Source organism: Acidobacteriota bacterium (assembly GCA_012729555.1).
Taxonomy (GTDB): Bacteria; Acidobacteriota; UBA6911; order UBA6911; family UBA6911; genus UBA6911.
The window spans coordinates 11,990-38,710 of record JAAYCX010000012.1 but is presented as its reverse complement, the minus strand read 5'-3'; the positions used below and the strand labels follow the sequence as shown (position 1 = coordinate 38,710).

24 protein-coding genes and 1 riboswitch are annotated in these 26,721 nt (G+C 67.3%); of the genes, 5 read left to right on the top strand and 19 right to left on the bottom strand.

The genetic code is table 11. The annotated features are described in order from the left end of the window. Positions 1-2 precede the first annotated feature (2 nt). The 12 genes from lpxA to GXY47_03050 all read right to left on the bottom strand — a co-directional run bounded on the left by lpxA (position 3) and on the right by GXY47_03050 (position 13,747). On the bottom strand, positions 3-782 hold the full coding sequence (lpxA, locus tag GXY47_03105; protein NLV30119.1) for an acyl-ACP--UDP-N-acetylglucosamine O-acyltransferase: 780 nt from the start codon (positions 780-782) through the stop codon (positions 3-5). Between the two features lie 66 nt (positions 783-848). Further along, the gene (gene fabZ / locus GXY47_03100) at positions 849-1,301 is read right to left on the bottom strand and encodes a 3-hydroxyacyl-ACP dehydratase FabZ (protein NLV30118.1); all 453 of its coding nucleotides are present in this window, start codon (positions 1,299-1,301) and stop codon (positions 849-851) included. 92 nt (positions 1,302-1,393) lie between these two features. After that, entirely contained in the window at positions 1,394-1,981 is a 588-nt protein-coding gene (locus GXY47_03095) for an OmpH family outer membrane protein (GenBank protein ID NLV30117.1), read from the bottom strand. Positions 1,982-2,107: 126 nt separating this feature from the next. Further along, positions 2,108-4,696: an outer membrane protein assembly factor BamA gene (gene bamA / locus GXY47_03090; GenBank protein NLV30116.1), complete on the bottom strand. Its 2,589-nt coding sequence runs from the start codon at positions 4,694-4,696 to the stop codon at positions 2,108-2,110. Between the two features lie 184 nt (positions 4,697-4,880). Continuing rightward, positions 4,881-7,238, bottom strand: coding sequence for an ATP-dependent Clp protease ATP-binding subunit (locus tag GXY47_03085; protein NLV30115.1), 2,358 nt, complete (start codon positions 7,236-7,238; stop codon positions 4,881-4,883). Between the two features lie 100 nt (positions 7,239-7,338). Continuing rightward, positions 7,339-8,016 carry an ABC transporter ATP-binding protein gene (locus GXY47_03080; protein NLV30114.1) on the bottom strand — a complete coding sequence of 226 codons (678 nt, stop codon included), beginning with the start codon at positions 8,014-8,016 and terminating at the stop codon, positions 7,339-7,341. After that, entirely contained in the window at positions 8,009-9,265 is a 1,257-nt protein-coding gene (locus GXY47_03075) for an ABC transporter permease (GenBank protein NLV30113.1), read from the bottom strand. Before GXY47_03075 ends, GXY47_03080 begins: the two co-directional genes overlap by 8 nt. A gap of 57 nt (positions 9,266-9,322) precedes the next feature. Further along, the gene (lysS, locus tag GXY47_03070; protein NLV30112.1) at positions 9,323-10,828 is read right to left on the bottom strand and encodes a lysine--tRNA ligase; all 1,506 of its coding nucleotides are present in this window, start codon (positions 10,826-10,828) and stop codon (positions 9,323-9,325) included. Further along, on the bottom strand, positions 10,812-11,249 hold the full coding sequence (gene nusB / locus GXY47_03065; GenBank protein NLV30111.1) for a transcription antitermination factor NusB: 438 nt from the start codon (positions 11,247-11,249) through the stop codon (positions 10,812-10,814). Before nusB ends, lysS begins: the two co-directional genes overlap by 17 nt. A gap of 39 nt (positions 11,250-11,288) precedes the next feature. Beyond that, a complete protein-coding gene (locus GXY47_03060; GenBank protein ID NLV30110.1) occupies positions 11,289-11,753 on the bottom strand; it encodes a 6,7-dimethyl-8-ribityllumazine synthase in 465 nt (154 codons plus the stop codon). A gap of 100 nt (positions 11,754-11,853) precedes the next feature. After that, complete coding sequence (locus GXY47_03055; GenBank protein ID NLV30109.1) at positions 11,854-13,182, bottom strand: DUF512 domain-containing protein; 1,329 nt, start codon at positions 13,180-13,182, stop codon at positions 11,854-11,856. Next, positions 13,154-13,747, bottom strand: coding sequence for a CDP-alcohol phosphatidyltransferase family protein (locus tag GXY47_03050; protein NLV30108.1), 594 nt, complete (start codon positions 13,745-13,747; stop codon positions 13,154-13,156). The genes GXY47_03055 and GXY47_03050 overlap by 29 nt, the downstream gene beginning before the upstream one ends. A 130-nt stretch (positions 13,748-13,877) precedes the next feature. Between GXY47_03050 and GXY47_03045 the strand changes: the two genes are divergently transcribed. After that, positions 13,878-14,981: a DUF4388 domain-containing protein gene (locus GXY47_03045; GenBank protein ID NLV30107.1), complete on the top strand. Its 1,104-nt coding sequence runs from the start codon at positions 13,878-13,880 to the stop codon at positions 14,979-14,981. A gap of 48 nt (positions 14,982-15,029) precedes the next feature. Here the strand turns inward: GXY47_03045 and GXY47_03040 are convergent, their stop codons facing one another. The 5 genes from GXY47_03040 to mtnA all read right to left on the bottom strand — a co-directional run bounded on the left by GXY47_03040 (position 15,030) and on the right by mtnA (position 21,417). Then, positions 15,030-17,252: a TonB-dependent receptor gene (locus GXY47_03040; GenBank protein ID NLV30106.1), complete on the bottom strand. Its 2,223-nt coding sequence runs from the start codon at positions 17,250-17,252 to the stop codon at positions 15,030-15,032. Then, on the bottom strand, positions 17,239-18,048 hold the full coding sequence (locus GXY47_03035) for an ABC transporter ATP-binding protein (GenBank protein ID NLV30105.1): 810 nt from the start codon (positions 18,046-18,048) through the stop codon (positions 17,239-17,241). Before GXY47_03035 ends, GXY47_03040 begins: the two co-directional genes overlap by 14 nt. Next, a complete protein-coding gene (locus GXY47_03030; protein NLV30104.1) occupies positions 18,045-19,094 on the bottom strand; it encodes an iron ABC transporter permease in 1,050 nt (349 codons plus the stop codon). Before GXY47_03030 ends, GXY47_03035 begins: the two co-directional genes overlap by 4 nt. Next, positions 19,091-20,074 carry a cobalamin-binding protein gene (locus tag GXY47_03025; protein ID NLV30103.1) on the bottom strand — a complete coding sequence of 328 codons (984 nt, stop codon included), beginning with the start codon at positions 20,072-20,074 and terminating at the stop codon, positions 19,091-19,093. Before GXY47_03025 ends, GXY47_03030 begins: the two co-directional genes overlap by 4 nt. Before the next feature lie 26 nt (positions 20,075-20,100). Then, positions 20,101-20,308: riboswitch (cobalamin riboswitch) on the bottom strand. Between the two features lie 56 nt (positions 20,309-20,364). Continuing rightward, the gene (gene mtnA / locus GXY47_03020) at positions 20,365-21,417 is read right to left on the bottom strand and encodes an S-methyl-5-thioribose-1-phosphate isomerase (protein ID NLV30102.1); all 1,053 of its coding nucleotides are present in this window, start codon (positions 21,415-21,417) and stop codon (positions 20,365-20,367) included. A 158-nt stretch (positions 21,418-21,575) separates the two neighbouring features. On the opposite strand from mtnA, the gene tsaD reads away from it, so the two are divergent. Both tsaD and GXY47_03010 read left to right on the top strand, forming a co-directional pair. Next, positions 21,576-22,607, top strand: coding sequence for a tRNA (adenosine(37)-N6)-threonylcarbamoyltransferase complex transferase subunit TsaD (tsaD, locus tag GXY47_03015; GenBank protein NLV30101.1), 1,032 nt, complete (start codon positions 21,576-21,578; stop codon positions 22,605-22,607). A 20-nt stretch (positions 22,608-22,627) separates the two neighbouring features. Next, positions 22,628-23,311 carry a glycosyltransferase family 2 protein gene (locus tag GXY47_03010; GenBank protein ID NLV30100.1) on the top strand — a complete coding sequence of 228 codons (684 nt, stop codon included), beginning with the start codon at positions 22,628-22,630 and terminating at the stop codon, positions 23,309-23,311. A 6-nt stretch (positions 23,312-23,317) separates the two neighbouring features. On the opposite strand, the gene GXY47_03005 is transcribed toward GXY47_03010, so the two are convergent. Both GXY47_03005 and GXY47_03000 read right to left on the bottom strand, forming a co-directional pair. Then, a complete protein-coding gene (locus GXY47_03005; GenBank protein NLV30099.1) occupies positions 23,318-24,406 on the bottom strand; it encodes a glycosyltransferase family 4 protein in 1,089 nt (362 codons plus the stop codon). Then, complete coding sequence (locus GXY47_03000) at positions 24,403-25,173, bottom strand: glycosyltransferase family 2 protein (GenBank protein ID NLV30098.1); 771 nt, start codon at positions 25,171-25,173, stop codon at positions 24,403-24,405. Before GXY47_03000 ends, GXY47_03005 begins: the two co-directional genes overlap by 4 nt. Positions 25,174-25,277: 104 nt before the next feature. Between GXY47_03000 and GXY47_02995 the strand changes: the two genes are divergently transcribed. Beyond that, positions 25,278-25,577, top strand: coding sequence for a hypothetical protein (locus tag GXY47_02995; GenBank protein NLV30097.1), 300 nt, complete (start codon positions 25,278-25,280; stop codon positions 25,575-25,577). A gap of 22 nt (positions 25,578-25,599) precedes the next feature. Beyond that, a complete protein-coding gene (gene queG, locus GXY47_02990) occupies positions 25,600-26,709 on the top strand; it encodes a tRNA epoxyqueuosine(34) reductase QueG (protein ID NLV30096.1) in 1,110 nt (369 codons plus the stop codon). Positions 26,710-26,721 lie beyond the last annotated feature (12 nt).

The following is a 26,721-nucleotide window of genomic DNA, read 5'->3' as shown; positions in this document are numbered from 1 at the left end:
CCTCAGCGGATGAATCCCCGCTCGGAGCTTTCGATGAAGGTGACCAGCAGCGCCACTTCAGGCGCCGACCACTCCTGTTCCCGCAATTTTGCAAGCGCTTCCCCCGTGTTCATCCGCGAGCGGAAGCAGATGCGGTAGGCGTGCTTCAGTTCGCGGATGGTCTCCGCGGAAAAGCCCTTGCGCTCGAGCCCGAGGGCGTTGATGCCGTAGATCCGGGCGTGGTTCCGTTCGCCCACCGTCTTGATGTAGGGGAGGGCGTCCCGGGTGACGACGGAAAAACCCCCGATGAAGGCGTGGGGGCCCACCCGGCAGAACTGGTGCACGGCGGAAAAGGCGCCCACGGTGGCGTGATCGCCGACGGTGACGTGACCGGCCAGGGTGGCGGCGTTGGCCATGATGACCCCGTCCCCCACCACGCAGTCGTGCGCCACGTGGCTGTAGGCCATGGCGAAATTGCCGCTGCCGATCACCGTGACGCCGTGCCCCCCCCGTGTGCCCCGGTGGAGGCTGACGAACTCGCGGAAGACGTTGTCGTCCCCTATCCGGAGGAACGTTTCCTCCCCCCGGTATTTCAGGTCCTGGGGGTCGGCGCCGACCGAACAGTGGCTGTAAAAGCGGCATCTCTCCCCGACGGTCGTATGCCCGTGGATGACGACGTGGGAATCGAGGACGCAACCGGGCCCCAGGCGCGTCCGGGGGCCGATGACGCAATAGGGGCCGATGAGGGCGTCGGGGGCGATGTCGCACGAACCGTCAACGATGGCTGTCGGGTGTATGGGCATGACAATTCCGGCAAGAGGTGCCGGACTCTTCCGGTCCGGCGGCAAAACGGGAACCCGCGAACGGAATCAGGGGCGGTCGACGAGGGAGCAGGAAAGTTCCGCTTCGACCGCCAGGCCGCTTTCGACGAACGCCTGTCCCTTCATCCTGTAGTAGCGGTCCCTCTGTTTGAGGACGTTCACTTCAATTCGGAGCTGGTCTCCCGGAACGACGGGATGACGGAATCGGCACTTGTCGATTCCCGAAAAGTACACCAGCCTGGACTCCCGGTCCGGGTGGTTTCCCAGCAGGAGCGCGACCCCGACCTGGGCGAGCGCCTCCACCAGCAGGACTCCGGGCATGACGGGATGATCCGGAAAGTGTCCCTGGAAGAAGGGCTCGTTGATGGTGACGTTCTTGAGCCCCACCATGTAGGTGGATCCGTCCGTCTCCAGAATCCGGTCGACCAGCAGGAAGGGGTAGCGCTGGGGCAGAACCTTGAGGATTTCGCGAATATCCCTGACCGGGCCGCCGCTGTCCATGGCATTCTCCGATCGGCCTCCCCCCCGGATGGCCGCCGCCGCTTGCGGGGGGTCGGGGGGGAAGCCGGCTCCTTCATACGGCCGCCACGCCCCTACTGCTTGGCGGGGATCTTGGGCGCGCTCGCCGGGTACGCCTGGTTATAGGCTTTCACGATGTCCTCCGTCACGTTCAGCGCGGGGTTTTCGGCGTTGATCCAGATGTCGCGCGCCGGGTTGTAAAGGAGAATCGCGTCGAGCCCGCGGGCCTTGGCCACCTTCTCGACGACGTCCACCATCCGCTTGCCGATGGTGTTGGTCATGCGGTCCCGGCGGCTGTTGATGTCCCTCTGGGTGTCCTGCTGGAAACGCTGCAGCTGGGTATCCTTGACCTCGGCCTGCTGCTCCAGTTCCAGCCGCGCCTCGTCGGTCAGCTTGGAGCCCTGGACGTTCAGCTTGGTCCGGAGGCTTTCCGACTCGGCGCGCAGCTTGTCCAGTTCGGTGTTTTTCGACTCGATGAACTGCTGGATTTCGGCGTACATCCTGGCGCCCTCGTCGCAGGTGAGGATGGCCTGGTCCATATTGACCCAGGCTATCTTGACCGGGGCGCCGGCGGCCGCGGCCGCCGGCGCGGGCGTCTGGGCGGCGGCCAGGGTCGGCAGCAGGAGTGCGGCAAAAAGGATGTTGAGTGCTGATCGGCTCATGGAATCTGTTCTCCTTATCATTCAGCAGGGAAAGCCCTGGTGAATCCTGTGAATTTCTCCAAAATGATTCCGGGCGGATTCGAAAACTGGCAATTTACTACAGTTCCCGCCGGCGACAAAGCGGAATCAGAAGCTGCGGCCCACTGTGAACTTGATGTCCTTTTTCGGTTCATTGATCCTGAACGTGCCGTTGGTGGTGGTGATCGATTCGTCGAGCCGCTGCGGGTTGTAGGCGAAGATCAGCCGGAACGGGGCGCTGACCACGGGGAGGACAAACTGCACCTCCAGTCCCGTCGATCCGCGCAGGGTGTCGTTGGTCGATCCGATGATGTCCACTCTGCTGGCGCCGAAGTCCCCGAGCGACTCCTTGTGGCTGGCCCGGGCCAGACCCAGGTCGTAGAAGGCCGCCACCGACAGCGGACCGGCCACGGGGATACGGTATTCGAAGTTCAGGATTCCGACGGTGTCTCCGCCCACGGCGAAAGGTTGCGACTGCACCGTTTTGGGCAGTCCCGTGTTCAGGTCGATGATCGGGTTGCCCATGGGGTCGAACTGCCGGGTCGAGGTGACGGCGATGGGGCTGATCGAACGGATATCGAAACCCCGGACGGTGTTCTCCCCCCCGATGAAGAAACGGTCGAAGAAGGGGACGCTCGAGTCGCCGTACGACCGGATGTACTGGAACTGTGCGTTGAGGGCGAAGACGTTGCGCCCGCCGCTCAGCCACCGGTCGGTGATGAAGCGCCGGTACTCCACCACCGGGCGGATCATGTTGAAGTCCCCCCCCAGGATGCCCCCGGCGATGGCGGTGGACAGCCGGAACTCGGTGCCGCGCGTGGCGTTGAAATAGGCGTTGGCGGAGCTGTAACGCACGAACGGGGAGATCTCGCTCCGGATGATGCCTTCCAGCGCGTCGGTCGCGTCCCCCGCGGCATACCCCGTGAACTGCCCCAGCGCGAAGGTCTCGAAACCGGGTGCGATGTTGCTGACACCGATGTTCTGAAAGGTGTAGCCGCTCCCCACCGTCCAGAACGAGCGGGAGAGGCGCCGGTCCAGGGAGATCTGGGTGCCCGTCATCTTCTGGGTGAACAACTCCTCGGCCTCTCCGGAGTAATCGGTCAGCCCGAAGGTGGAGTAGGTGTCGTAGCGGTAGCGCTGGTTGAAAAGCGACAGGCCCATTCTCCAGCGGGTGTCGAAAAGGTAAGGCTCGACGAAGGACACGACGAAGTTGGTCTGGCGCGTCCCCCCGACGATGCTCACCTCGATCGATTCCCCCCGCCCGAGGAAGTTGTTGGTCGAATAGTTGAGCCCGATGAAGCTGCCGGAGATCCCGCTGACGCCGCCGGTGAACCCGATCGACTGCTGGCTCTTTTCCTTCACGGTCACGTCGACGTCGACCGAGCCGGCCTTTTCGTCCGGTTTGACCTGGTAGTCGGTTTCCTCGATCCGGTCGAAAAAGCCCAGCTGGTTCAGGCGGAGGATCGAGTTGTCCAGGGCGGCGCTGCTGAAGACTTTCCCCTCCTCCAGGATGAATTCCCGGCGCATGACCTTGTCCCGCGTCTTGGTGTTTCCGAGAAAGTTGATCCGCCGGACGAAGAACCCCTTGTCGGGCTGCATGGTCAGGGTCAGGTCATAGGTCTTGTTGACGTTGTCGTAGTCCGCCTCGGGGATGTAGGAAAAATTGATGTGCCCGAGGTTGCCGTAGAGTTTCTTGATCTCGTCCAGGGTGTCCCGGATCTTCTTGAAGTTGACGACGTCTCCGCTCTTCATTTCGAAGGCGCGCGCGAGCGCTTCGCAGTTCAGGATCCCGCACTCCTTGAGTTCGAGCTTCCCCAGCCGGAACTGGTCGCCGGCGTCGATGGGGATTTCGATGAAAAACTGCTCGCGTGTCTTTCTCAGCAGCGGGATGATGCCGCGGGGGCCCTCGAAGATCCGGACGATGGGGGTTCCCACCTGGACCTGCATGTATCCATGTTCCTGGTAAAACGCCTTCAGGTTCGTTTCGATGTCGTATTCCAGCTTCTCCCGGTGGTATTTGTCGGTCCCCTTGAACATGGTGACCATGTTGCGTTCCTTGGTGAGCTCGAGGGCTTTCTGGAGCTTCTTGTCGCTGAAAACCTTGTTCCCGGTGAAGCGGATCTCGCCGATGCGGACGTTGGCCCCCTCGTCGACGGTGAAGCGCACCCGCACGCTGTACGGGGGGATGGTCTCGACATCGGAACGGACCGATCCCAGCGGCTTGCCGTTCTGCAGCAGGAGGTCCCGCAGGATGCGTTCGGCCATCTTGATCTTGACGGGGTCGTACTGGCTGTCCACGGTGAGCCCGAGCTTCTTTTCCTTGAAGGCCTCCAGGATGTCCGATTCGGTGAAGGACTTGTTCCCGGTATACTCTATGGAGCGGACGAGCGGCTTTTCCTTGACGATGAAGGTGACGATTTTCCCGATGTCCCCGTCCTTTTCCTGCACTTCCAGGTTTTCGAAATAATTGGTCCGGTAGAGGGAGCGCAGGTCGAACTCCACCCGCGCCGCGTCGAAGGGCTCTCCCGGACGCGTTTGAATGATCGAGGCGCGGATCGTGTCTTCGGGAATCCGCCGGTTGCCCCGGATGTCCACCCGCTCGACCGTCGTGACGTCGGCGGTCTGCTGCCCGTAGGCCGCGAGACCCAACAAAAGGAACCCGACGATGCAGATCCCGCACTTAGCCGTTCTTGCCATCCATCCTCCGCCGCGTGGAAGTCCCCCGTATGTTCAGACCCCCTATCTTAGATAAAACGGCGGCCGAAATCCAGTATCAGTGCCTGCGGTCCCCGTTTCCCGCACCGATACCCGCGCGGACCGGATCCCTGCCTATAGACTCCACTTGCGGCCCGGCGTTCAATTATTTTTCGGGCCGGAGGCTTCAGAGCTTCCAGGCGGCGGCGGTGGGATGGCCGGCGGGGAGACAGTGGAGGGCGTCGTCGATGAGGACGATTTCAATGGCGGAACACGCCCCGATACGGTCGCGGATGAGGGCTTCCGCAAGCGGGTCCTCGATGTATTTCCGGATCGCCCGGCCGAGGGGGCGGGCCCCGTAGGTGCGGTCGCGGCAGGTTCGCTCCACGATCCATCTCCTGGCTTCGGGCCGGAGCGCGATGGAGAGCCCCTTCCGGGCGAGGGCCTCGTTGGTCGTCCCGATCAGCAGGTCGACGATCCTTTCCAGGTCGTCGTCGCCGAGCGGGTCGAAGAAGAGGATTTCGTCGATCCGGTTGAGAAATTCGGGGTTGAAGACCCGCCGGACCTCGTCGTGGATCCGGTCCTCGGTGCTCCGCATGGGGGATTCGTCCCCCGCGCGGAAGCCCACGGGCCCCCCTTTTTCGAGCAGGCGCGCCCCGATGTTCGAGGTCATGATGATGAGGCTGTTTTTGAAATCGACCGTGTTGCCGTGCGAATCGGTCAGCCGGCCGTCCTCGAAGACCTGCAGCAGGATGTTCGAAACGTCCGGGTGGGCCTTTTCCATCTCGTCCAGGAGCAGGACCGAGTAGGGGTGGCGTTTGATCTTTTCGGTCAGCTGCCCCCCCTCCTCGTGCCCCACGTATCCCGGCGGGGAGCCGATCAGGCGGGATACGGAATGCTTTTCCATGTATTCGGACATGTCCAGCCGGACCATGGAACTCTCGCTGCCGAACAGGAAGGCGGCCAGCGCCCGGGCCGTTTCGGTTTTCCCCACGCCCGTGGGGCCGAGAAACAGGAAGGACCCCACGGGGCGCCCGGGGGATTTCAGCCCGGCCCGCGAGCGCCGGATGGCCCTGGACAGGGCGTTGATGGCGCGGTCCTGGCTGATGACGCGCCGGTGGAGTTCTTCCTCCATCCGCAGCAGCCGGGCGCCCTCCTCCTCCCGGATGGCGGATACGGGTATTCCCGTCCACCGGGCGACGACCTGTTCGATGTCTCCCCGGGTCACCTCGGGGGGCGGGATGGTCCGGATCTGCCAGCTTTCCCGGAAGATCCGCATCCCCTCCCCCTCGGGGCTTCCGGCGCGCGCCCCCGGGGGCGATTCCTCCCGGGGCGCCGAATCGGTCCGCAACTTGACCCGCGCTCCCGCCTCGTCGATGACGTCGATGGCCTTGTCGGGCAGGAAGCGGTCGGAAATGTAGCGGCTGGAGAGGTATACGGCGGTTTCGAGCGCCTCCTCCGTGTACTGGAGCCCGTGGAACGATTCGTACCTGTCCCGGATCCCCCTGAGGATGCCGACGGTTTCCTCCTCCGAAGGGGGTGCCACCCTGACCGACTGGAAACGGCGCTCCAGCGACCGGTCCTTTTCGATCGAGCGCGCGTATTCGCGGGGGGTGGTCGAACCGATGCACTGGATCTCCCCCCGGGACAGCGCCGGCTTCAGGATGTTGGCGGCGTCGAGCGAGCCTTCCGCCGAGCCCGCCCCCATCAGGGTGTGCACTTCGTCGACGAAGACTATGAATTCCCGGTTCTCGGCCAGCTCCTTGAGGAGGACCTTCATCCGCTCCTCGAACTGGCCGCGGTATTTCGTCCCGGCCACCACCAGCGACAGGTCCAGGGCGAGGATTCTCTTGTCCCGGAGCCCGCGCGGCACCCGGCCCGAGGCGATCCTCTGGGCCAGGCCCTCGACGATGGCCGTTTTCCCGACGCCCGGCTCCCCGATCAGCACCGGGTTGTTCTTGGTGCGCCGGCACAGGATCTGGACCATCCGCTCGATTTCCTCCTCCCGGCCGATGAGGGGATCGAGGCGGTCCGCCTCGGCGGCCTCGGTGAGGTCGCGGGAGAATTCCGTCAGGGTGAGCGGCTCCTTGGGGCGGGGGGGCGCCTGCCGCTCGGCACCGGCCCGGAGGAGCTCCTCGCGGATCAGGCCCGGGCGCAGGCCGCGCTCGCGCAGGATTTCGGCCGCCACCGACCGCTCCTCGGCCAGAAGCCCCAGCAGGAGATGCTCGGTTCCGATATGGCGGTGGGCGAGAGTGCGCGCTTCCTCCGCCGCGATCTGGAGCACCCGCTTGCTTTCTTCCGAGAAGGGGAGGTCCACCGAGGTCGAGACCCTGTCGCGCACCAGGGTGCGCCCCTCGATTTCCTTCCGGAGGTCCTGGAGGGTGGACTCGGGGCCCGGGAGGAAGCGGCTGGTCAGGCCTTTGTCCTCGCGGATGAGGCCCAACAGAAGATGCTCCGTCTCGATGCGGCTGCTGCCGAACTGGCTGGCCTCGTAGCGCGCGAAGAAGATGACCCTTCGGGCCTTTTCGGTGTATTTCTCGAACATAGACGCCCGCCCTCCCGACGTCCGCCCGTTTTCCGGTGGCTATGGATCATTATACGGACAGACCCCGGCAACCGCAAACGGATTGAGGCGGGCGGGGGCCCTAACTGTCCGTCAGTACGCCGTTTTCCAGGCGGCAGCGGCGGGAGCAGACATCGGCCAGGCGCTCGTTGTGGGTGACGACGAGGGATGTCAGGCCGTGAGATTCATGAAGCGCCAGGAGGAGGTCGGCCATCGCCAGGCCGGTGTGGGGGTCCAGGTTGCCCGTCGGTTCGTCGGCCAGCAGGAGGCGCGGCCGTCCGACGAGGGCGCGGGCCAGCGCCACCCGCTGCTGCTCCCCCCCGGAGAGTTCCCCCGGACGGTGGCGGCGGCGTTCACCGAGCCCCACTTCCCGGAGCAGCTCCCCGGCGGCGCCGGTCGCCTCCGCCGGGGGCGTTCCCCGGAGCAGGAGCGGCATCGAGACGTTTTCGAGCGCCGTGAATTCGGGGAGGAGGTGGTGGAACTGGAAGACGAAGCCTATGGTCCGGTTCCTGAAGGCGGCCAGGTCCTTCGCCGCGAGCGCCGTGATCTCCCCGCCCAGGATCCGGACCGTTCCCCGGTCCGGCCGGTCCATTCCCCCCACGAGGTGCAGCAGGGTGCTCTTGCCCGATCCGGAGACGCCGGTCACGGCGACCATCTCTCCCGTCTCCACCGTCAGGGAGAGTCCCGACAGGATCTCGAGGCGTCCCGCGCCCGAGGGGTAGCTCTTGTGGAGGTCGCGGGCCTCGAGCAGCCTACTCATAGCGCAGCGCCTCCACCGGGTCCAGTTTCGACGCGCTGCGCGCCGGGTAGATCGTGGCCAGGAAGCTGATGGCTATGGCCGTGGCCGAGATGAGGGCGACGTCCCACGCGCGGACGTGAAAGGGGACGTAGGGGATGCTGTAGATGGCGGCCTCCAGCCGGATCAGCCGGAAATGGTCCAGCATCCAGCTCGCCAGGACGCCCAGCACGCTCCCCAGGGCGGTCCCCGTCACCCCTATGATGAGCCCCTGGAACCGGAAGACGCGCTGGATGTTGTCGGCCGTGGCCCCCATCGCGGCGAGGATGGCGATATCGCGCTGCTTTTCGAGCACCATCATGATCAGCGTGGTCACGATATTGAGCGAGGCGACGAAAACGATCAGCCCGATGGTGATGAAGAGGGCGATTTTTTCCAGCTTGAGTGCGGAAAAGAGCGGCCGGTTGAGCTCGATCCAGGTCGAAGTCGCATAGTCGTCCCCCGCCCGGCGGCGGATCGCGTCCGCCATCGTCTGGGCGCTGTCGAGATCCTCGATCCCGAACTGGACCAGGAGGGCGGAGCCGGGGGAGTGGGCGAACAGCCGGCGCGCGGCGTCTATATGGATATAGGCCCAGTTGGCGTCGATGTCCCAGAGGCCGGAATCGAAAACCCCGGCCACCTCGAGGGTCTTTTCGGAAACCGTCATTCCGAACGGCGTCAGCCGCCCCAGGGGGTTGAAGACGCGCAGCGTATCCCCCGTACCCACCTGGAGCGTGCGCGCCATTTCCTTGCCGATGAAGATCCTGTCGGGCGGTGTCCTGCCCCCGTCGCCGGGGCCGGCCGGCGGGCGGTCCAGGGCGCGCGGGTCATTCCCCAGGATGCGGGCGAAGAATTCGGAAACGGCCGCTTCCCGCTCCGGGTCCACCCCCTTGAGCGCCGCCCCCTGGTTGGAGTAGGCGCTCGAAACGAGCACCTGTTTGAGGATCGCGGGGGCGCTCGCCGTCACCCCGTCGATGCTGCCGACCCGGGCGAGCAGGGCGTCGGGGTCGGCGACGGGCATGCCGTCGATCCGGAAGAGGTTGACGGCGGGAGTGGCGCCCAGGATCTTGTCCTGGATGTCTTCCTTGAACCCGGTGGAGAGGGCCAGGGCGATGACGAGGGCCATCACTCCGGCCGCGATCCCCGCCACGGACAGGATCGAGATCACGGAAATCAGGGTCTGTTTCCGTTTTTCCCTGAGGTACCGCAGGGCGATGAACAGTTCGAACTTCATAGGCCGCGCCCTCGGGTCGTGGGGAATGCCCGCCTCCCGGTCTTCATCCGCACGCCGTCACTCGTCGGCCGCCGGTTCGGGCCTCAGGAGCGGGAACAGGATGACGTCGCGGATCGACGGGGAGTCGGTCAGCACCATGGCCAGGCGGTCGATACCGATCCCTTCACCCGCCGTGGGGGGCATCCCGTAGCCGAGGGCGCGGATGTAGTCCTGGTCCATGCCATGGGCTTCCTCGTCGCCGCGGTCGCGCGCGAGCAGCTGCTCCTCGAACCGCGCCTTCTGCTCGGCCGGGTCGTTCAGCTCCGAATAGGCGTTGGCGATTTCCATGCCGGCGATGTAGAGCTCGAAGCGCTCGGCGGTGTCGGGGTCGCCCGGTTTGGTCTTCGACAGCGGGGAGACCTCCGCGGGGTGATCGTAAATGATCGTCGGCTGGATCAGGTGTTCCTCCGCCACCGTCTCGAACAGGAGGGCCGTCAGTTTTCCCGGGCCGTCGGAGGGTTCGGGCCGGGCGCCGACCGCCTCCGCGAGCGCCCGCAGCCTGTCGACCGATTGGAAGTCCCCCTCGGCGGGGGCGGGGACCGCAGCGGGCCAGAACCTGAAGGTCGCTTCCTTCATCGTCATCCGCTGCCAGCGGTCGAAATCGAGCAGGTGCTCCCCGTACCGGACCTGGCGCGAGCCGGTCACGGTTTCGGCGATCCGGGTGATCATCTCCTCGGACATGTCCATCAGGTCGTTGTAGTCGCTGTAGGCCTGGTAGAACTCCAGCATGGTGAACTCGGGGTTGTGGTGCGAGGAGATCCCCTCGTTCCGGAAGATGCGGCTCAGTTCGTAGACCCTGGGGATCCCCCCCACGACGAGGCGCTTGAGGTGGAGTTCCAGGGAGATGCGGAGGTAGAGGTCGATGTCCAGGGCGTTGTGATGCGTCCGGAACGGGCGCGCCAGCGCCCCCCCCGCGATGGTCTGCAGCACCGGCGTCTCCACCTCCATGTACCCCCGCTTGTCGAGGTAGCGGCGGATCTCCCGGATGACGGCGCTGCGCCTGACGAAGACCTCGCGGACCCCGGGATTCATGATGAGGTCGACGTAGCGCTGGCGGAACCGGGTCTCCACGTCGGTCAGCCCGTGCCACTTTTCGGGCAGCGGCTGCAGGTTCTTGGACAGGTGGAAGACCTGGGAGGCCAGCAGCGTCAGTTCGCCCGTGCGGGTGCGGAAGACCGTCCCGGCCGCCCCGATGATGTCGCCGAGGTCGAACAGCCGGAAGAGCTCGAACATCTCCTCTCCCGCCGTGTCGCGGCGGACGTATACCTGAACGCGCTGCTCGCCTTCGGCGAGGTCCAGGAATCCCGCCTTGCCGTGCGGGCGCAGGGACATGATGCGGCCGCAGATCCGGACGGTTTCCTTTCTTTCCTCGAGGCCGGCGGCGTCCAGGGGGTCGAAGGCCGCGCGCAGCTGCCCCAGGGTGTGGGTGTAGTCGAACCGGTGCGGATAGGGGTCGTATCCCAGGCGCTGGAGCTCCGCCAGCTTGAAGCGGCGCTGCTCGAGGAGATTAGTCTGGTTTTCCATGGTTTGCCAGCCCCCCGCTGTTCAATTGGTTCTTGATGCTGTCCAGGATCCCGTTCACGAACTGGGCGGATTCATGGGTCGAAAACTTCTTGGCGATTTCCAGCGCTTCGTTGATGATGACCGTGTTCGGCGTCGTGCCTCCCGAGAGGAATTCGTAGACCGCCAGGCGCAGGACGTTCCGGTCGACGGCGGCCATCCGGACCAGGCGCCAGTTTTTGGCGTGACTCTGGATCACCCCGTCGATTTCGTCCACCCGGCCGAGAGTCCCCGTAAACAGCTGCTCGGCGAATTCGCGCACCCGTTTCGGATGGTCGTTCATCGTCCAGTAGCTGCGCAGGATCTCCCCGGGGGAGTGCCTGCCCACATCCCGTTCGTATAGCATCTGAAGCGCGCATTCGCGCGCCACTCTCCGATGTCCCATGAACCCACCGTCCGGGGAAAGTCGCCGCTCCGGCCGCGGCTAGAGCCGCTTCAGCACCTGGACCATCTCGATGGCGGCGGCGGCCGCATCGAACCCCTTGTTTCCGGTCTTCAGCCCGGCCCGGTCCACCGCCTGTTCCATCGTGTTGCAGGTCAGGACCCCGTTGATCACCGGGACCCCGGCTTCCAGCCCGATGGAGCCCAGCTCCTTGGTGACCGTCGAGGAGAGGTGGTCGAAATGCGGGGTTTCCCCCCGCAGGAGGGCACCGAGACAGATCACGGCGTCGTGTTTCCCGGAAAGCGCCAGCTTCCGGGCGACCGGCGGGATCTCGAAACTCCCCGGGACCCACACCACGCTGATATCATCGGGCGCGGCCCCGTGGCGCTCCAGCGCGTCGAGCGCGCCGGAAAGCAGGCGGTCGCTGATGAAAGAATTGAAGCGGCTGATCACGACCGCAAAACGACTTCCTTTTGCGTCGAGTGTTCCCTGGATGATTCTGGCCATCGCCGTTGTCTCCCTTGTATAGGATACGCCGCGGCCGGGCATGCGCCATCCCCGCCCGGCCGCGGCCGCGGGATTCAATTCTGCAAGAGAGAGCGCTTGATTACAAGCCCAAACCCGCCTTCCGCCGGCGCAGTCTCCCGAGCAGACGGAAGAAATCGCGGACGCTGCGGCCGCCGGAATAAACGGGTCTGCCGAGGCGCGCGGACAGGTCCCGCAGCGTGAGGTCGTCGAGCAGCTTTCCGTCCGGGACGGAGAGCGCCTCCCCGGGGACGATGACCCAATCGCCCGGGTCCCGGCCGGCCAGGGCCTCCAGGATGTCGCGGCCGGCGAGCAGCCCGGCGACGGTGATCCGGCTTCCCATGTAGCGGTTTTCGGCGCCGAGGACCCGGAGCTTCATCCCGCGGCGGCGGTTCCAGCGCCCGATGCATCTCTCGAGGACGGGGAAGAAGAGGCTGCCCGTCACCAGGGTGCCGCGAAGCGGGGGCGCCGGCGGGCGCCGGCGCGCCAGGGCGGCCTCGAAATCGTCGAGGAAGGTGCGGACCATCCCGATCCCGTCCTCGATCTGGGCGAAGTCGCCGTAATGCCCCGATTCCGGCACCGGCGCCTCCCCCTGGAGGTAGAATTCGTCGGCGAGGAAGGCGAAGGCGCTCCCGGTCCGGGCGTAAAACCGCGCCTGCCAGCCGGAGACCTCCGCGATCAGGGCGCGGGCGTATCCGGGCGTCACCCCCCTCAGCCGGGCGCGTGGGGCGCCGTGGTCGGAGAGCCCCACGGGGACGATGGCCACGGAGCGCACCCCCGGGTGGAGGGCGTAGAGGGCGGACACGGTCTGCTCCAGCCGGGCGCCGTCGTTGATCCCGGGCATCAGCACGATCTGGGCGTGGATCCGGATGCCGCCCCGGAGGAGTCTCCGCATCTTCCCGAAAAGGTCGTCGGGCCGTCTCCTCCCAAGGATCCGGGCGCGCAGGAGCGGATCGGAGGCGTGCACGGAAACGTACAGGGGGGACAGCCGCTCCTCGACGATACGGTCGAGGTCCCGCCGCGTCGTGTTGGTCAGGGTGACGTAGTTGCCGTGCAGGAAGGAGAGCCGGTAGTCGTCGTCCTTGACCCGGAGCGCCGGCCGGGCGCCGGGGGGGAGCTGGTCGACGAAGCAGAACAGGCAGGCGTTCTGGCATGTACGGGTCTCGAATTCCTCGAGGGTGAGGCCCGGAAAGGGGTTGGTCTCGAGGTCGATCGAGAGGAGCCGGCGGTCCCCGCCGGGGGTCAGGACGCACAGTTCGGCCGCCTCCCCGGCGAGATGGAACCTGAGGGCCAGTTCGTCCGGCGTTTCGTGTCCGTCGACGGCCAGGATCCGGTCCCCCGGCCTGAGTCCCGCGCTTGCCGCGGCCGAGCCGCGGGCCACATCAAGAATCCTGACCCCTCGGGCCTTCATGGTCGTTTTCCTGGTAGGAAGCGATGATCTTGATCGATTTGGAGGCGTAATGCAGGCCCGAAGCCACCGTGAGGGCCAGCGTGGCGTACACCACCACCGGGAAGACCGCGGCGGCGGGGCGCAGGTCGAAATTGGCCAGCATGCATACGGCCACGACCAGGAGCTGGACCGCGGTGGTGCATTTGCCGAGGAAGCTGGGCGGAAACTGGGAATGGCTCGTCTGCATGTGGATGACCAGCACCGACACGGCGATAAGCACGTCGCGGCCGATGGTCAGGATCGTCAGCCAGGTCGGGATATGGAGCGCGAGCGGCACCGAGGGGATCGTCAGCGTGATGAAGGCGGCCGTCAGCAGGATCTTGTCCGCCATGGGATCCAGGAAAGAGCCCAGGACGGTTTTCTGCTGCAGCTTCCGGGCCAGCAGCCCGTCCAGCCCGTCGGTGACGGCGGCCAGGAGGAAAACCACCGTGGCCGCCTTCGGGTGATCGTAGATCAGCAGGATGACGAAAACGGGGACGAACAGCATCCTCAGAATGGTCAACTGGTTGGCGTAGGTCAGAAGCAAGCGCGGACTCCTTTGAACGAACGGTCCCCCCGACGGGTGCACCCGTGTGCCGCCCTATCTTAGCAGGAATCGGGCCGATTGTTGAATAGATGCCGCGGGCTCGGCCGATAAGGACAGGGGAGGAAGAGCGATGTCGCTGTCCGGAAGACTGAAAACCATGGACCTGCCCGAGGTGCTGCAGTGGGTGGCGGTCGGCCGAAAGACCGGTACCCTCTCCCTGGTGAGGGACAAGACCAAGGTCTACATATATTTCCGGGACGGGGACATCATTTCCTCCAGTTCCAACGATCCCACCAAGCAGCTGGGGCAGTTTCTGCTCTTCCAGGGGAAGGTGACCGAGCCGGAACTCAAGCGCGCGTTCGAGCTGCACCTGCGCTCGCGCGTCATGCTGGGCAAGATCCTGGTCCAGGAGAACCTCGTCGCGCAACCGGACGTCGAGGCCGCCCTGAAGGCGCGGACGGCCGAGGTGATTTACGACCTCTTTCTCTGGGACGACGGCTACTTCCATTTCACCTCAGGGGGATACAACCTCGACCGGCTGATCCAGATCAAGGTGGATATCCAGACCCTCATGTTCGAGGGGGTCCGGCGCAAGGACGAGTGGGCCCGCATCCGGTCGGTGTTTCCCGGCAACCACATCGTCCTGACGCTGCGCGCCGGCGTGGACCTCAAGGTGCAGAGCCTCAGCCCGCTGCAGAAGAAGCTGGCATACCTCCTGACCCTGAAGAAACCGATCTCGGAGATCATCCTGGAACTGCACGGTTCCGATTTCCTGGTCAATTTCGAGCTGCTGCAGCTGTACGAGAAGGGGATCGTGGAGGTGCTGGAGTCGATCCCGGCCCCCATGGAGGCGGAGAGCCCCGCGAAACTCTTCAACGAGGGGCTGGAGCTGATGCAGAGCCGGAACTTCCGCGAGGCGATCGCGGCGTTCCAGGAGGTGCTCCGGCTCGACCCTCAGAACGCCTGGGCCTCGGAGCAGATCGACCGGGCGGAATCCGCCCTGTGCCAGGAATATTACCGGACCGTCATGCCCCCCGCCAAGGTCCCCTGCTTCCTGGTGTCGGAAGACGCCCTGCCCGGGTACCATCTCTCCCACGAGGAGGGGTTCATCGCCTCCCGCATCAACGGGACGTGGGACGTCAAATCGATCGTGATGCTTTCGCCCCTGCGGGAGATCGAGATCCTGGAAGCTCTCGACCGGATGCTGAAACTGGAGCTGATCGCGCTCCGGTAGGAAGCGCGTGGGGGAACCGGGTGGTCCCCCCGCGCCCCACCCTCCGGGCTACTCCGACGGAATGCGGAACTTCATGCCCGCCATGAAATGGAGCCGCAGGGCGGGGTAGCCGAGGTTCTCCTCGTACTTCCGGTTCAGCAGGTTGTTGAGCCTGCCGTAGATCTCCACCCCCCCGAAGAGGCGGTAGGCGAAGCCCGCGTCGGCCCGCACGTACCCGGGGTTGGCGAAAAACGGCTGCCCGAAGGCGGGCTCCACGTCGAGCGTTTCGCCCCGGATGTAGGCCGTGGTGTTCAGGGTCAGCCGCCGGTGATTCCAGGTGACGCCGTAGCTGCCGGAGTGGCGGGGGCGGCGCAGGAGCGGCTGCCCCACGGTATAGGGGGCGTTGGCCTCGGAGCTCCCGTCCAGCGCCAGGACATCCGTGTCGAGGAAGGTGTAGGCCCCGGTGAGCTCGAGCGACTGGACCGGGCGCAGCCGCAGGGTGAACTCGAGTCCCTGCGCCCTGGAATTCTTCAGGTTGTCCGAGGTGTACTCGCTCAGGTTGGCGAGCGACCCGCCCAGGGTGACGATCTGGTCCCGGAACCGGTTCAGGAAGTAGGTGACGTCCACGATCGCCCTGGAATCGAAAAGCGTCTGTTCCACCCCGGCGTCGAAACTGATGTTGCGCTCGGGCTTGAGCTCCGGGTTGTCGGTGAAGGCGAGTTCGAACCCGTCCGGCGGCCGGATTCCGGTGCCGAAGCTCCCGTGAACCCGCGTGGAGCCGAAGGCGCCGTCCCCCCCCTCCTCGCGCGCGATGTAGGCGGCCGAAATGCGCGGGTTGGCCTGGACCACGGTGGAAGCGGGGATGACGGGACGGGTCCAGCCGTCCGATGGGATCCGGCTGGTCCGGAGGTGATCGATGCGCAGCCCCCCGATCAGGTGCAGCCGGGCGGTGGGGCTCCAGCGCCCCTCGGCGAAGTAGGCCAGGCTGGTGCGGGGCAGGAGAAAGGGGGCGAACTGGTCGTCGGTGATGTAGGAGTGTTTCGTCTGTTCCCGGTTGAACTCGAAACCCGCCGCCAGGGAAGCCTTATCCGTGAGCGCGATTTCAGTGCGGGTGTTGAACAGGCCGCGCAGGTTCTCCGCGCCGTAATCACCCCAGGTGGAGATGTAGTACAGGTCGTTGGTGGTGAGGCTCACGCCGGTGACCTGCCTCACCCGGGAGGAGAGCTGTTCGGTGTAGCCCAGCCGGTAGCCGAACAGGTTCTGCTTGCCGCGCGAGACGGTGTCGACCACGTGATCGGGGTTGGTCCCCCCGGGGTCGCTGCCGTAAGCGCCCGGGGCGCCGGCGTCGTTGGCGTTGCCGAAGAAGCTGAATTCGAGCTGCCGCCGGCCGCCCTGCCGGTAGCCCAGGTTGAGGAAGGCGCTCTGGTTGCGATAACGGTCGTTGGCGACCACCCCGTCGGAATCGAGCCGGGAGAGGTTGTAGGCCCAGCTGAACCCGCGGCTGAGTCCGCTCCCGCCGGTGGCGAAGCGGCGCGTGGAGTAGCTCCCCCCCTCGGCCAGGGCGGTGAATTCGGGCGCTCCCTCTCCGCGGCGGCTGACGATGTTGATGACGCCCGTGACGGCATTGGCGCCGTAAAGCGCGCTCTGGGGGCCGCGGGTGATTTCCACCCGCTCGATCCCGTCGGCCGGGAGGGAGGCCATGTCCATCCCCCCCCCGAAATCGTTCATCGGGACGCCGTCCACCATCACGGAGTTGTACTTGGACTCCCCTCCGCGGATGAACACGCCGGTCACGCCGCCGCGGCGGCCGGTCTGGTTGACCTCGACCCCCGGGATGCCGCGCAGGCTTTCGTAGGCGTTCTGCGCCGCCCGGTCCTCCAGATCACCGCCGGTCACCAGGCTGACCGAGGAGCCGACCTGGGGCAGCAGCGCGCCCCCGAGGCTGGAGGAGACCACCACCTGGGTCGTCATGGCGCTCAGCCTGAGCCGGAGATTGCGGGTTTCGGTTGCGTCGCCGGCGACGGCGGCCTCGACGGGTGCCGCCGCCAGCCCGGGGGCCTCGGCCGTCAGCCGGTACCTGCCGTCGTCGAGATCCTCGAACCGGTAGGCGCCCTCGGCGTCCGTCTGCCGCTCCCCGACGACGACGAGGGAGCGCAGCAGGCTGACCCGGGCGTCGGGCACGGCTTTGCCGTCGGGGTCGGTGACGATGCCTGTGAGCGTTCCCGCCGCCAGTGCGGCCGGGAGAGCCAGGGCGATCAGGATGGAGAAGATGATCCGTTTATTCCGATACATGGGATGTTTCCTCGTGAATGACGGGGAGGACCTCGACCCTGGAGCCCGTCAGGCGGCGGATCGAAAAGTCCAGACCGAATATTTGTTGGAGATGTTCCCGCGTCAGCGCCTCCCCGACGCTCCCCTGGTAGCGGATCCGTCCCTTCGTCATCAGGATGATGCGGTCGCAGAAGGCGCCCAGGAGGTTGATTTCGTGCGACACCACCAGGGTGGCGAGGTTCTGCCGGCGGGTGATGCTCTGCACGAGCCGCATCAGCTCCACCTGGTAGTTGATGTCCAGGTTCGCGGTGACTTCGTCCAGGAGCAGGATCGGGGTCCGCTGCGCCAGCGCGCGCGCCAGCAGCAGCCGCTGCTTCTCCCCCCCGGAGATTTCGGTGACGCGCGAGCGGAGGTAGCGTGTCATCTGCGTCATCTCCAGCGCCTCCAGGGTGAGGGCCTCGTCCCGTGGATTCTCGAACCCGAGCAGCGACAGGTGGGGCGCCCGCCCCTGCATGGCGAACTCGAGGACCGTCTGGTACGGGTCGAACCCGCCGTTCTGGGGGACCATGGCGATGTGGCGCGCGATCTCCTTCCGCCTCATCCCCGACAGGGGGCGGCCGCCGTCGACGAACACCTCGCCGGCGAGCGGCCGGACGATACCGTCGAGCAGCCTCAGGATGGTGGTCTTGCCGCAGCCGTTGGGCCCGACGATGCCCGTGAAGGTCCCGGGGCGCAGGCCGAAGGAGATGTCGCGCACGATCGGCTTGTGGTAATCGAAGCCGAGTGCGCGCGCCTCCAGGACGAAGTCCCCGCTCATTTGTCCCTCCCCTTGCGATGCAGGAGATAGATGAAGAGCGGGGCGCCGCACAGCGCGGTGACGATGCCCACCGGGAGTTCGGCCGGGGAGAGGAGGGTCCGGGCCAGGGTGTCGGCCAGCAGGGTGAAGATGGCGCCGAAGAGGAAGACGGTGGGGATCAGGATGCGGTTGTCGCCGCCGAAGAGCATGCGCCCCATGTGGGGGCAGATGAGGCCGATGTAGGCGATCGGGCCGCTGATGGAGACCACGGCCCCGGTGATCAGGGACGCGATGACGTAGACCGCGGTCTTGACCCTCCGGACCGCGACTCCCAGGATCAGGGCGTCCTCCTCCCCCGTGCCGATCAGGTTCAGGCTGTGGGAGAAGAGGTAGAGGAGGCAGACCCCCGCGAACACCAGCGCCGTCACGGGGTAGATGGAGGCATCCACCGGCCGGCTGAGATCGCCGATGAGCCAGTAGAAGATCCCGCGCAGATCCGCCTGGTTGATGCTCGTCAGCAGGAACACGTTGATGGAGGAGAGAAAGGAGGCCAGGACGATGCCCGCCAGCAGCAGCCGCTGGGAGTTGTCGGCCGCCCTCCGCCCGCCGCTGGCGGTCAGGTAGACCGCGCCGACGGTGAAAGCGGCCCCCAGGAACGCGGCCAGCGGCCGGCCGAAGGCAAGGCCCCCGCCCATGGCCGCGAACCCGGCCCAGGCGGCGACGATGGAATAGAGGATGGTGCCCAGGGAGGCGCCCGTGGACACTCCCAGGACATAGGGGTCGGCCAGGGGGTTGCGCAGCAGCGACTGGAACGCTGTCCCCGCCGCCGCCAGGGCGGCGCCCACCAGGGACCCCAGAAGCACCCGGGGGAGCCGGACGGAGAAGAGGACCGCCTCGAGGGGGTCCCCGCTCGAAACCCCCGCCAGCCGGTCGGCCAGCAGTCCGAGCGAGGTCCGGACCGGGATCGGGACGCTGCCGATGTTGAGCGACAGGATCACGGCCAGGACCCAGACCCCGAAGAGGGCGAGGCTGACCATCGCGATCCTGGCGCCGGAAAGACGGTTCATCGGAACCTCTCCGGGTAGAGCTGCCGCGCCAGGTCCTCCACGCCGTCCACGAACAGCGGCGAGGGGTGCTGCAGGTACTCGCTCAGGAAGTAGACCCGGCCCTCCCGGACGGCGCGCAACTCCTTCCAGCCGGGGGTGCGGTCGAAGCGCGGCAGCGGGTCCCCCTCGTGCTCGATGGTGAGGATGGCGTCCGGGTCGCTCACCAGGACCTGTTCCAGGCTGTAGCGCGGGTAGTACTGCGGGATGTCCGAGGAGATCGAAACCACGCCGGCCAGCGCCAGGACGTCGTTTTCGAAGGTGTTCTTGCCCGGGGCCAGGAGCGGGTCGAACCAGGTGATGAAAAAGGCGCGCACCGGGGGGAGCCCCTCGATCCGGCGCCGGACGGCGTCGAGCCGCGCTCTCATCCGCGCCGCCAGGAGGCGCCCCTCCCCGGCGCGGTCGGTGATGCGGCCGATCTCCTCCACGGAGCGGAAGATCTCCTCCGCCGAACGGGGCGCGACGACATAGACCGGGAGCCCCAGGCCGGTGAGCTTCGTTACGGCCCCCCGGTCGTTCCCCGCCGTCGAACCGATGACGAGGTCCGGCCGGGCGGCCAGGATCACCTCGTAGTTGGGATTGAGGAGGTCGCCGATCTTGGGGAGCGCGCGCGCCGCCTCCGGCCAGGCGCACAGGGTGGTCACCCCGATCAGGCGGTCCTGGGCCCCGAGCATGAAGAGGGTCTCGGTGACGTTGGGAGCGAGCGAGACGATGCGCCGGGGGCGCCGGGGGAGGAGCACGCGCCTCCCGATCCCGTCGGTGACTTCCACCCGTTCCGCGCCCGCTTCCTCCGCCTTCCCCGTGCCCTGTTCCCCCGGCCCGCCGGCCGGGCGGAGGGCGCAGCCCGCGGCCAGGATGACGGCGAGCAGGGCTGGAAGGGCCGCGACGAGGCGCGGGCGCGGCGGCGATGGCGGGGGACGGTGAGAATCGGACTTCCGGGACATTTCAGGTCTCTTTCTCGCGAAGAGCGTACTGAAACAGGTGACGAGGCAGGTTTCCTGGCTTTCGGGTCGACGCCGGGCATCTCGCCTTCCCCGTTCGATGTCAACGAGTGGCGGGCGCTATGGATCTGCTTGGCCGCAGATGCCGGCTTTCCGATTACAGTGGCGGGACCGCGTGGGACTTTCACCCACTTCCCTTTTACCCCCGTGCGGGGCACCCCTGTCACATTTCAGAGAACGTAAATTCCAAGGGCGAATTGTTACCCCAACCCGCCCGGTTTGTCAACGAATAATCAGGCCCGGCCGGCGGCCTGCGCGCACAGGCGGCGGAGCGACCCGGCGTAGGGCGCGCGGGCGACGCCGCGGTCGGTCATGATCGCGCCGACGTATCGGGAGGGGGTGACGTCGAAGGCGGGATGGGCCACCGGGACGTTTTCGGGCGTGATCCGGACCCCCCGGATGGTGCGCACCTCGTCCCCGTCCCTCTCCTCGATCCGGATCCCGCTCCCGTCGGGCATTTCCAGGTCCACGGTCGACACGGGGGCCGCGACGTAGAAAGGAATGTTGTTTTCCCGCGCCAGCACGGCGACGGTGTAGGTGCCGATCTTGTTGGCGACGTCGCCGTTGGCCGCGATCCGGTCGGCGCCGACGACGACGCAGTCGATCCCCCCCTTTTTCATGAAGTGGCCCGCCATGTTGTCGGTGATGACGGTGACGCCGATTCCGTCCTTCATCAGTTCCCACGCCGTCAGCCGGGCGCCCTGGAGGAAGGGGCGCGTCTCGTCGGCGAAGACCTCGACCCGCTTGCCCGCCTCGACGGCCGCGCGGATCACCCCCAGCGCGGTGCCGTAGCCCGCCGTGGCCAGCGCCCCGGCGTTGCAGTGGGTCAGGACGCGGGCGCCGTCGGGGATCAGTTCCTGCCCCATCCGGCCCAGGGCCCGGTTCGACTCGATGTCCGCGGCGTGCATCCGGAGGGCTTCCCCGACGAGGGCCCGGCGGATCTCCCCGGGGCCTTCGTCCCGGACGCGGGCGTACACCCGCTTCATCCGGTCGACGGCCCAGAAGAGGTTGACGGCCGTCGGCCGGGTCGCGGAGATCGCGTCGCAGACGGCGCCAAAACGCCGGTCCCGCTCCTCCGGGGGGAGTTCGGGCAGGTTCTTCACGCCGAGGGCCACCCCCATGGCGGCGGCGACCCCGATCGCGGGCGCGCCGCGGATCACCATGGAACGGATCGCCTCGGCGACCCCTTCGTAATCGGTATAGGTGCGGTAGACCTCCTCTGCGGGAAGAAGCAGCTGGTCCAGCATGACGACCCCGGCGTCCGTCCATTCAATCGTCTTGATCATGGTGATCGTGGCCCCCCCATGGAAAGAAGCAGTCTATCGCACGCGGCGGGGATTGCAAGAATATCGCGCGCGCCGATCCCGATTCCCTTGTGTCCCGGGGACTTTGCGGCGATGATATAATGCCCGTGGTCCGGCCGGGGCGCCGGAGAGAGAGGCTTATGCTGGTACTGGGAATCGAATCCTCCTGCGATGAGACCGCCGCGGCCCTGGTGCGCGACGGGCGCGAGGTGCTCTCGAGCGTCATCGCCTCGCAGATCGAGACGCACCGCGCTTTCGGGGGGGTGGTCCCCGAGCTGGCCAGCCGGGAGCACCTGCGCAACATCGGCTACGTGGTGCGGCAGGCCTTCAGGGAAGCGGGATGCCGGCAGGAGGAGATCGACGGGATCGCCGTCACCCGGGGGCCCGGGCTGATCGGCTCGCTCCTGGTGGGGGTGTCCTACGCCAAGGCGATGGCCTGGGCGACCGGCAAGCCCCTCGTCCCCGTCCATCATATCGAGGGGCACATTTTCTCGGCCTTCATCGAGAATCCGGGGATCGAATACCCCCTGCTGGCGCTCACGGTGTCGGGCGGGCACACCTCGCTCATCCACGCCGCGCAACCGGGGCGGTACGAGGTGATCGGGCGCACGCGCGACGACGCCGCCGGGGAGGCGCTCGACAAGATCGCCAAGTTCCTCGGCCTGGGATACCCGGGCGGGCCCGTCATCGACCGCCTGGCCAGGGATGGGGACCCCCGGCGCTTCCCCTTTTCCATCCCCAAGATCAGCGACGGACGGCTCGATTTCAGTTTCAGCGGGTTCAAGACCGCCGCCCTGCGCCATATCACCGAGGCGGGCATCCGGCCGGTCCGGCCGGGCGCCCGGCCCCCCCGGGTGGTGCTCGACCTGGTCGCGAGCTACCAGCGGGCCATCGTCGACACCCTGATCGGGCAGGCGAAGAAGGCGGAGGCCCGGCTCCGTCCCCGTTCGCTCCTCCTGGTGGGGGGGGTGGCGTGCAACAGCCTCCTGCGGGCGTCGTTCCGGGAGACGTTCGAAGCCGGCGGGCGGCCCCCCGGCGTCTACATCCCCAGCCCGGCCTACACCACCGACAACGCCGCCATGATCGCGGCGGCGGCGACTCCCCGGTTTTCCGGCTCCCCGTCCCTCGATCTCGAACTCAACGCCTCGGCCGGCCTTCCGCTGGTCGGCTGAATCCCCGGGAGCCCGCGCCCATGAAACTGTCGATCGTTATTCCGGTCTATAACGAGAAAAACACGGTTCTCGAGCTGCTCGAGCGGGTCCGCCGGACCGGCTTCGAAAAGGAGATCATCCTGGTGGACGACGGCTCCACCGACGGGACCCGCGAGATCCTCCGGGGGCTGCCCGCTTCCGAGGATCTGCTCGTCATCCTTCAGCCCGGTAACCGGGGGAAGGGGGCGGCGCTGCGGGCGGGTTTCGCCCGGGTGACGGGCGACATCGTCGTCATCCAGGACGCGGACCTGGAGTACGACCCGGCCGAATACGGGAACCTCGTTCAGCCGATCCTCGACGACCAGGCGGACGTGGTCTACGGCTCCCGCTTCCTCAGCGGGCCGCACCGGGTCCTGCTCTTCTGGCATTCGGTCGGCAACCGCGCGCTGACGCTGCTTTCGAACATCTTCACCGACATGAACCTGACCGACATGGAGACCTGCTACAAGGTCTTCCGGGCGGAGATCCTCGGGAGGATCACGCTGTGCGAGGACCGCTTCGGGTTCGAGCCGGAATTCACCGCCAAGATCAGCCGCGCGGGGTGCCGCGTGTACGAGGTGCCGATCTCCTACCACGGGCGGGATTACGCGGAAGGGAAGAAGATCGGGTGGAAGGACGGCGTGGCCGCCGTCTACTTCATCCTCAAGCACAACCTCTTCCGCTGAGCCCCGCTATCGCGCGCGTTTTTCCAGGACGTCCCGGTAGAGCGCGATGGTCCCCTCCACCATCCGGGCCACGCTGAAGCGCCGTTCGGCCTCCCGCCGGGCCTCCGCCCCGAGCCTCTCCCTGAGCGCGGGGTCCTCGATCAGGCGCCGCATGGCCGCGGCGAACTCCCCGGCGTCGGGCCGGGCCGCGAGTCCCGTGCGTTCATGCTCGACGACCTCCCCGAGCGACCCCTGCCGGGTGGAGACGACGGGAAGCCCCGAGGCCAGCGCCACCAGCAGGGAGGTCCCCAGCCCCTCGTACTCGGAGGGGAAGACGAAAACGTCCAGGGCGGCGTAGACCTCGCCCACGTCCCGTACGAACCCCGCGAAGATCACGGCGTCCTCGAGGCCCAGCCGCCGGGTGAGGGCTTCCAGCTCCGCGCGGCGCTCCCCGTCTCCTGCCAGGAGCAGCCGGGCTTCCGGGTGGGCCGCCCGCAGGGCCGGGAGCGCCCCGATCACGTGGTGCTGCCCTTTCTCGGGGACGAAGACGGCCACGTTCCCGAACAGGAACTCCCCTTCCCGGATCCCGAACCGGGCGCGCGCGCGGGCCCGCGCCTCGGGCGGCGTGGCGGGCGGGAGGACCACCCCCTCGGCGACGATCGATATCTTATCCGCCCGGACCCCCGAATCCCGGAGGGTGCCCGCGATCTCGTCGCTGGTGGCGATCCACCGGGAGAGGGCGGCGAACCGGGCGCGCGACACCGGGTTGTGTTTGAGCGGGAACCCGATCCGGCGGGAGATGACGAGCGGAATCCGCCGGTGGGCCCCCGCCATCCAGGCTGCGGAGAGCGCGTGCGCTTCGTTGATATGGACGATGTCGGGCCGCCGCGATGCGACGAGTCCTTTCATCCTGAGGGCGGCCCGGGGCCGCAGCCCGAAACGCGAAACCGCGTGAACGGTGACCCCCGCCTCGCGGCAGCGCTCCTCGAGCGGGGAGCCGGAGGCGGCCAGAAGCTCCACCTCGTGCCCCCGTTCGCAAAGCCCCGTGACGGTCAGGAAGGCCTGGGCCTGCCCCCCGCGCCATTCCCTTTCCAGATCCGCATAGAGTATCTTCATTTCCCGTCCTCCGTATCGTTCGGCGTGCCGAGTAATTGACCGAGCTTGCGGTACTTCAGGCGCACCGTCCGGCACGCCATCCGGGCGATCAGGGCGCCGCGGTACCCGTCGAGGAAGCCGCCCCGGAGGACGTAGCTCCGCAAGGCGCTCCACGGCGCCGCGAGGTAATACCCCGTGCGCCAGCGCCGTTTCCCTTCAGCGAGCATCTGCCGCGCCGCCAGGGTGCTGTAGCGCTCCACCTTCTCCTCGTGCTCGGCCCTGGTCCGGATGGTGTAATGGTACAGGTCGCCCGCCAGCCGCCCCGGGCGCCCCGCGAAACGGAGGGACTCGTGCACCAGGCCGCAGAAGCGCGCGGCGGAGCGGCGGTAGAGCCGCCGCTGCCGGTCGGGGTACCATCCCGAATGGGAGATCCACCCCCCCAGGTACGAGGAGCGGCGCGTCAGTTCGTAGACGTCGGCCTCCGGCTCCGCCCGCTTCCACGCCAGAAGCGACGCCTGCAGCTCCGGGCTCAGCTCCTCGTCGGCGTCGAGCGACAGGATCCAGTCGTGGGTCGCCCGATGCGCCGCGTAATTCTTCTGGTCCGCGAAGTCGGTCCACGCCCGCTCGAGGAAGCGGGCCCCGAACCCGAGCGCGACCTCCCGGGTCCGGTCGGTGCTCCCGGCGTCGACGACGAGGATCTCGTCGGCGATCCCCCGGAGCGAGCCGAGCGCGCGCGGCAGGTCTTCTTCCTCGTCGAGCGTGATCAGACAGGCGGTCAGAGCGTTCATCCGTTCCCCGGCGCGCGGCGGCGTCCAAAACCCCGACTATAGCACAGGAAGCGGCCGGACCGGACCCGTCTCCTGTGGTACACTCTCCCCCTATGAAAATTCGGATGACGAGCAACGGAATCGAGGCGCCCCTGACTCCCTTCATCGGCAAGTTCGTGGCCAATGTCTGTCACGGCATCATCTCCTCCCTCAGGACCCCGCTCCCGGTGCGGACCTTCGCATACGAAATCGAGGGGGCGTCGGTCCGCATCGAGGTCAACCGGACGGATGTCCCGCTGAAACAGAGGAGCCAGGGGTTTTCGCGCGTGATCATCCTCGACACCGTGCGGGGGATGCTGCGCCACCTGAAAATGGCCGACCCGGAGGGGGCGATCACGATCGAGGTCGACCTGGAAGGGGAGTAGCCGGCCGATCGACGGGGCCCGTATGTCTCTATCCAACGCTTTCGGCTTGACGGCCCGGATCCGGGCGGAGGCCCGGGCTCTCGGATTTTTCCGGGCCGGGATCGCGCGCGCGGCGGAGGCCCCCCACGGGGAGGGTCTGCGCGAATGGCTCGGGCGCGGATTCCACGGAGAGATGCGCTACCTCGAGCGCAGCCGGGCCGAGCGGCTCGACCCGCGCCTCGTCCTTCCCGGCGCGCGGAGCGTGATCGTCGCCGCGATGGAGTGTCCCGCACCCCCCCCGCCGGACCGGGGGCCGCTCCGGGGCCGCATCGCCCGCTACGCCCTCGGGGACGATTACCACGCGGTGGCCGGGGATCGCCTCGCCCGCCTCCTCGATTTCATCCAGAAGGAAGTTCCTTCCGCCCGGGGAAAGGGGTACGTGGACGCCGGGCCGGTCCTGGAAAAGCCCTGGGGCGCGCAGTCGGGCCTGGGCTGGATCGGGAAGCACTCCCTCCTCGTCACCCGGGAGCGGGGATCCTGGTGCCACCTCGGCGTCCTCCTCGTCGATCTCGACCTCGAGGCGGACCCCCCGGCCGAAGACGGTTGCGGCGACTGCGCGCGCTGCATGGGCGCCTGCCCGACCGGGGCCATCGTCGCGCCCCGCGTGCTCGACGCCCGGCGCTGCATTTCCTATCTCACCATCGAACTGCGCGGCGTCATCCCGCGCGCATTGAGGCCGCTTCTGGGCGACCGGGTCTTCGGCTGCGACGCCTGCCAGGAAGCCTGCCCCTGGAGCCCACCGGGCGTGCCGGCGGGCGGGCCCCGGGAGAACGGGGCGGACCTGGCCGCGCTGGCCGCCCTGACGGCCGAAGGGTTCGCCGCCCGCTTCGGATCGAGCCCGATCCGGAGGATCGGGCGCGACCGACTGGTGCGCAACGCCGTCGTCGCCCTCGGCAATTCGGGCGACCCCGGAGCCGTTGCTCCCCTCGGGGCGGCCCTGCGCGACCGGAGCGCGCTGGTGAGGGCCCACGCAGCCTGGGCCCTCGGCCGCTTCCCCTCGGCCGGGGCGCGGCTGCTGGAGACGGCCCGGGACGGTGAGGAGGACGCGGAGGTGCTCGGGGAGATCGGGGCGGCGCTCGCCGGAAGGGAGTGAACCCGGGCGCGC

What these genes read in the sequence shown, in the direction of transcription:
- GXY47_03080 (NLV30114.1), bottom strand. Translation starts at nt 8,016, where the DNA reads ATGAGTAGGCTGCTCGAGGCCCGCGACCTCCACAAGAGCTACCCCTCG.
- mtnA (NLV30102.1), bottom strand. Translation starts at nt 21,417, where the DNA reads ATGATCAAGACGATTGAATGGACGGACGCCGGGGTCGTCATGCTGGAC.
- lpxA (NLV30119.1), bottom strand. Translation starts at nt 782, where the DNA reads ATGCCCATACACCCGACAGCCATCGTTGACGGTTCGTGCGACATCGCC.
- GXY47_03045 (NLV30107.1), top strand. Translation starts at nt 13,878, where the DNA reads ATGTCGCTGTCCGGAAGACTGAAAACCATGGACCTGCCCGAGGTGCTG.
- GXY47_03025 (NLV30103.1), bottom strand. Translation starts at nt 20,074, where the DNA reads ATGTCCCGGAAGTCCGATTCTCACCGTCCCCCGCCATCGCCGCCGCGC.
- queG (NLV30096.1), top strand. Translation starts at nt 25,600, where the DNA reads ATGTCTCTATCCAACGCTTTCGGCTTGACGGCCCGGATCCGGGCGGAG.
- GXY47_03000 (NLV30098.1), bottom strand. Translation starts at nt 25,173, where the DNA reads ATGAACGCTCTGACCGCCTGTCTGATCACGCTCGACGAGGAAGAAGAC.
- GXY47_03075 (NLV30113.1), bottom strand. Translation starts at nt 9,265, where the DNA reads ATGAAGTTCGAACTGTTCATCGCCCTGCGGTACCTCAGGGAAAAACGG.
- GXY47_03005 (NLV30099.1), bottom strand. Translation starts at nt 24,406, where the DNA reads ATGAAGATACTCTATGCGGATCTGGAAAGGGAATGGCGCGGGGGGCAG.
- GXY47_03035 (NLV30105.1), bottom strand. Translation starts at nt 18,048, where the DNA reads ATGAGCGGGGACTTCGTCCTGGAGGCGCGCGCACTCGGCTTCGATTAC.
- lysS (NLV30112.1), bottom strand. Translation starts at nt 10,828, where the DNA reads ATGGAAAACCAGACTAATCTCCTCGAGCAGCGCCGCTTCAAGCTGGCG.
- GXY47_03030 (NLV30104.1), bottom strand. Translation starts at nt 19,094, where the DNA reads ATGAACCGTCTTTCCGGCGCCAGGATCGCGATGGTCAGCCTCGCCCTC.
- GXY47_03060 (NLV30110.1), bottom strand. Translation starts at nt 11,753, where the DNA reads ATGGCCAGAATCATCCAGGGAACACTCGACGCAAAAGGAAGTCGTTTT.
- GXY47_02995 (NLV30097.1), top strand. Translation starts at nt 25,278, where the DNA reads ATGACGAGCAACGGAATCGAGGCGCCCCTGACTCCCTTCATCGGCAAG.
- tsaD (NLV30101.1), top strand. Translation starts at nt 21,576, where the DNA reads ATGCTGGTACTGGGAATCGAATCCTCCTGCGATGAGACCGCCGCGGCC.
- GXY47_03095 (NLV30117.1), bottom strand. Translation starts at nt 1,981, where the DNA reads ATGAGCCGATCAGCACTCAACATCCTTTTTGCCGCACTCCTGCTGCCG.
- nusB (NLV30111.1), bottom strand. Translation starts at nt 11,249, where the DNA reads ATGGGACATCGGAGAGTGGCGCGCGAATGCGCGCTTCAGATGCTATAC.
- GXY47_03085 (NLV30115.1), bottom strand. Translation starts at nt 7,238, where the DNA reads ATGTTCGAGAAATACACCGAAAAGGCCCGAAGGGTCATCTTCTTCGCG.
- GXY47_03010 (NLV30100.1), top strand. Translation starts at nt 22,628, where the DNA reads ATGAAACTGTCGATCGTTATTCCGGTCTATAACGAGAAAAACACGGTT.
- fabZ (NLV30118.1), bottom strand. Translation starts at nt 1,301, where the DNA reads ATGGACAGCGGCGGCCCGGTCAGGGATATTCGCGAAATCCTCAAGGTT.
- GXY47_03055 (NLV30109.1), bottom strand. Translation starts at nt 13,182, where the DNA reads ATGAAGGCCCGAGGGGTCAGGATTCTTGATGTGGCCCGCGGCTCGGCC.
- bamA (NLV30116.1), bottom strand. Translation starts at nt 4,696, where the DNA reads ATGGCAAGAACGGCTAAGTGCGGGATCTGCATCGTCGGGTTCCTTTTG.
- GXY47_03040 (NLV30106.1), bottom strand. Translation starts at nt 17,252, where the DNA reads ATGTATCGGAATAAACGGATCATCTTCTCCATCCTGATCGCCCTGGCT.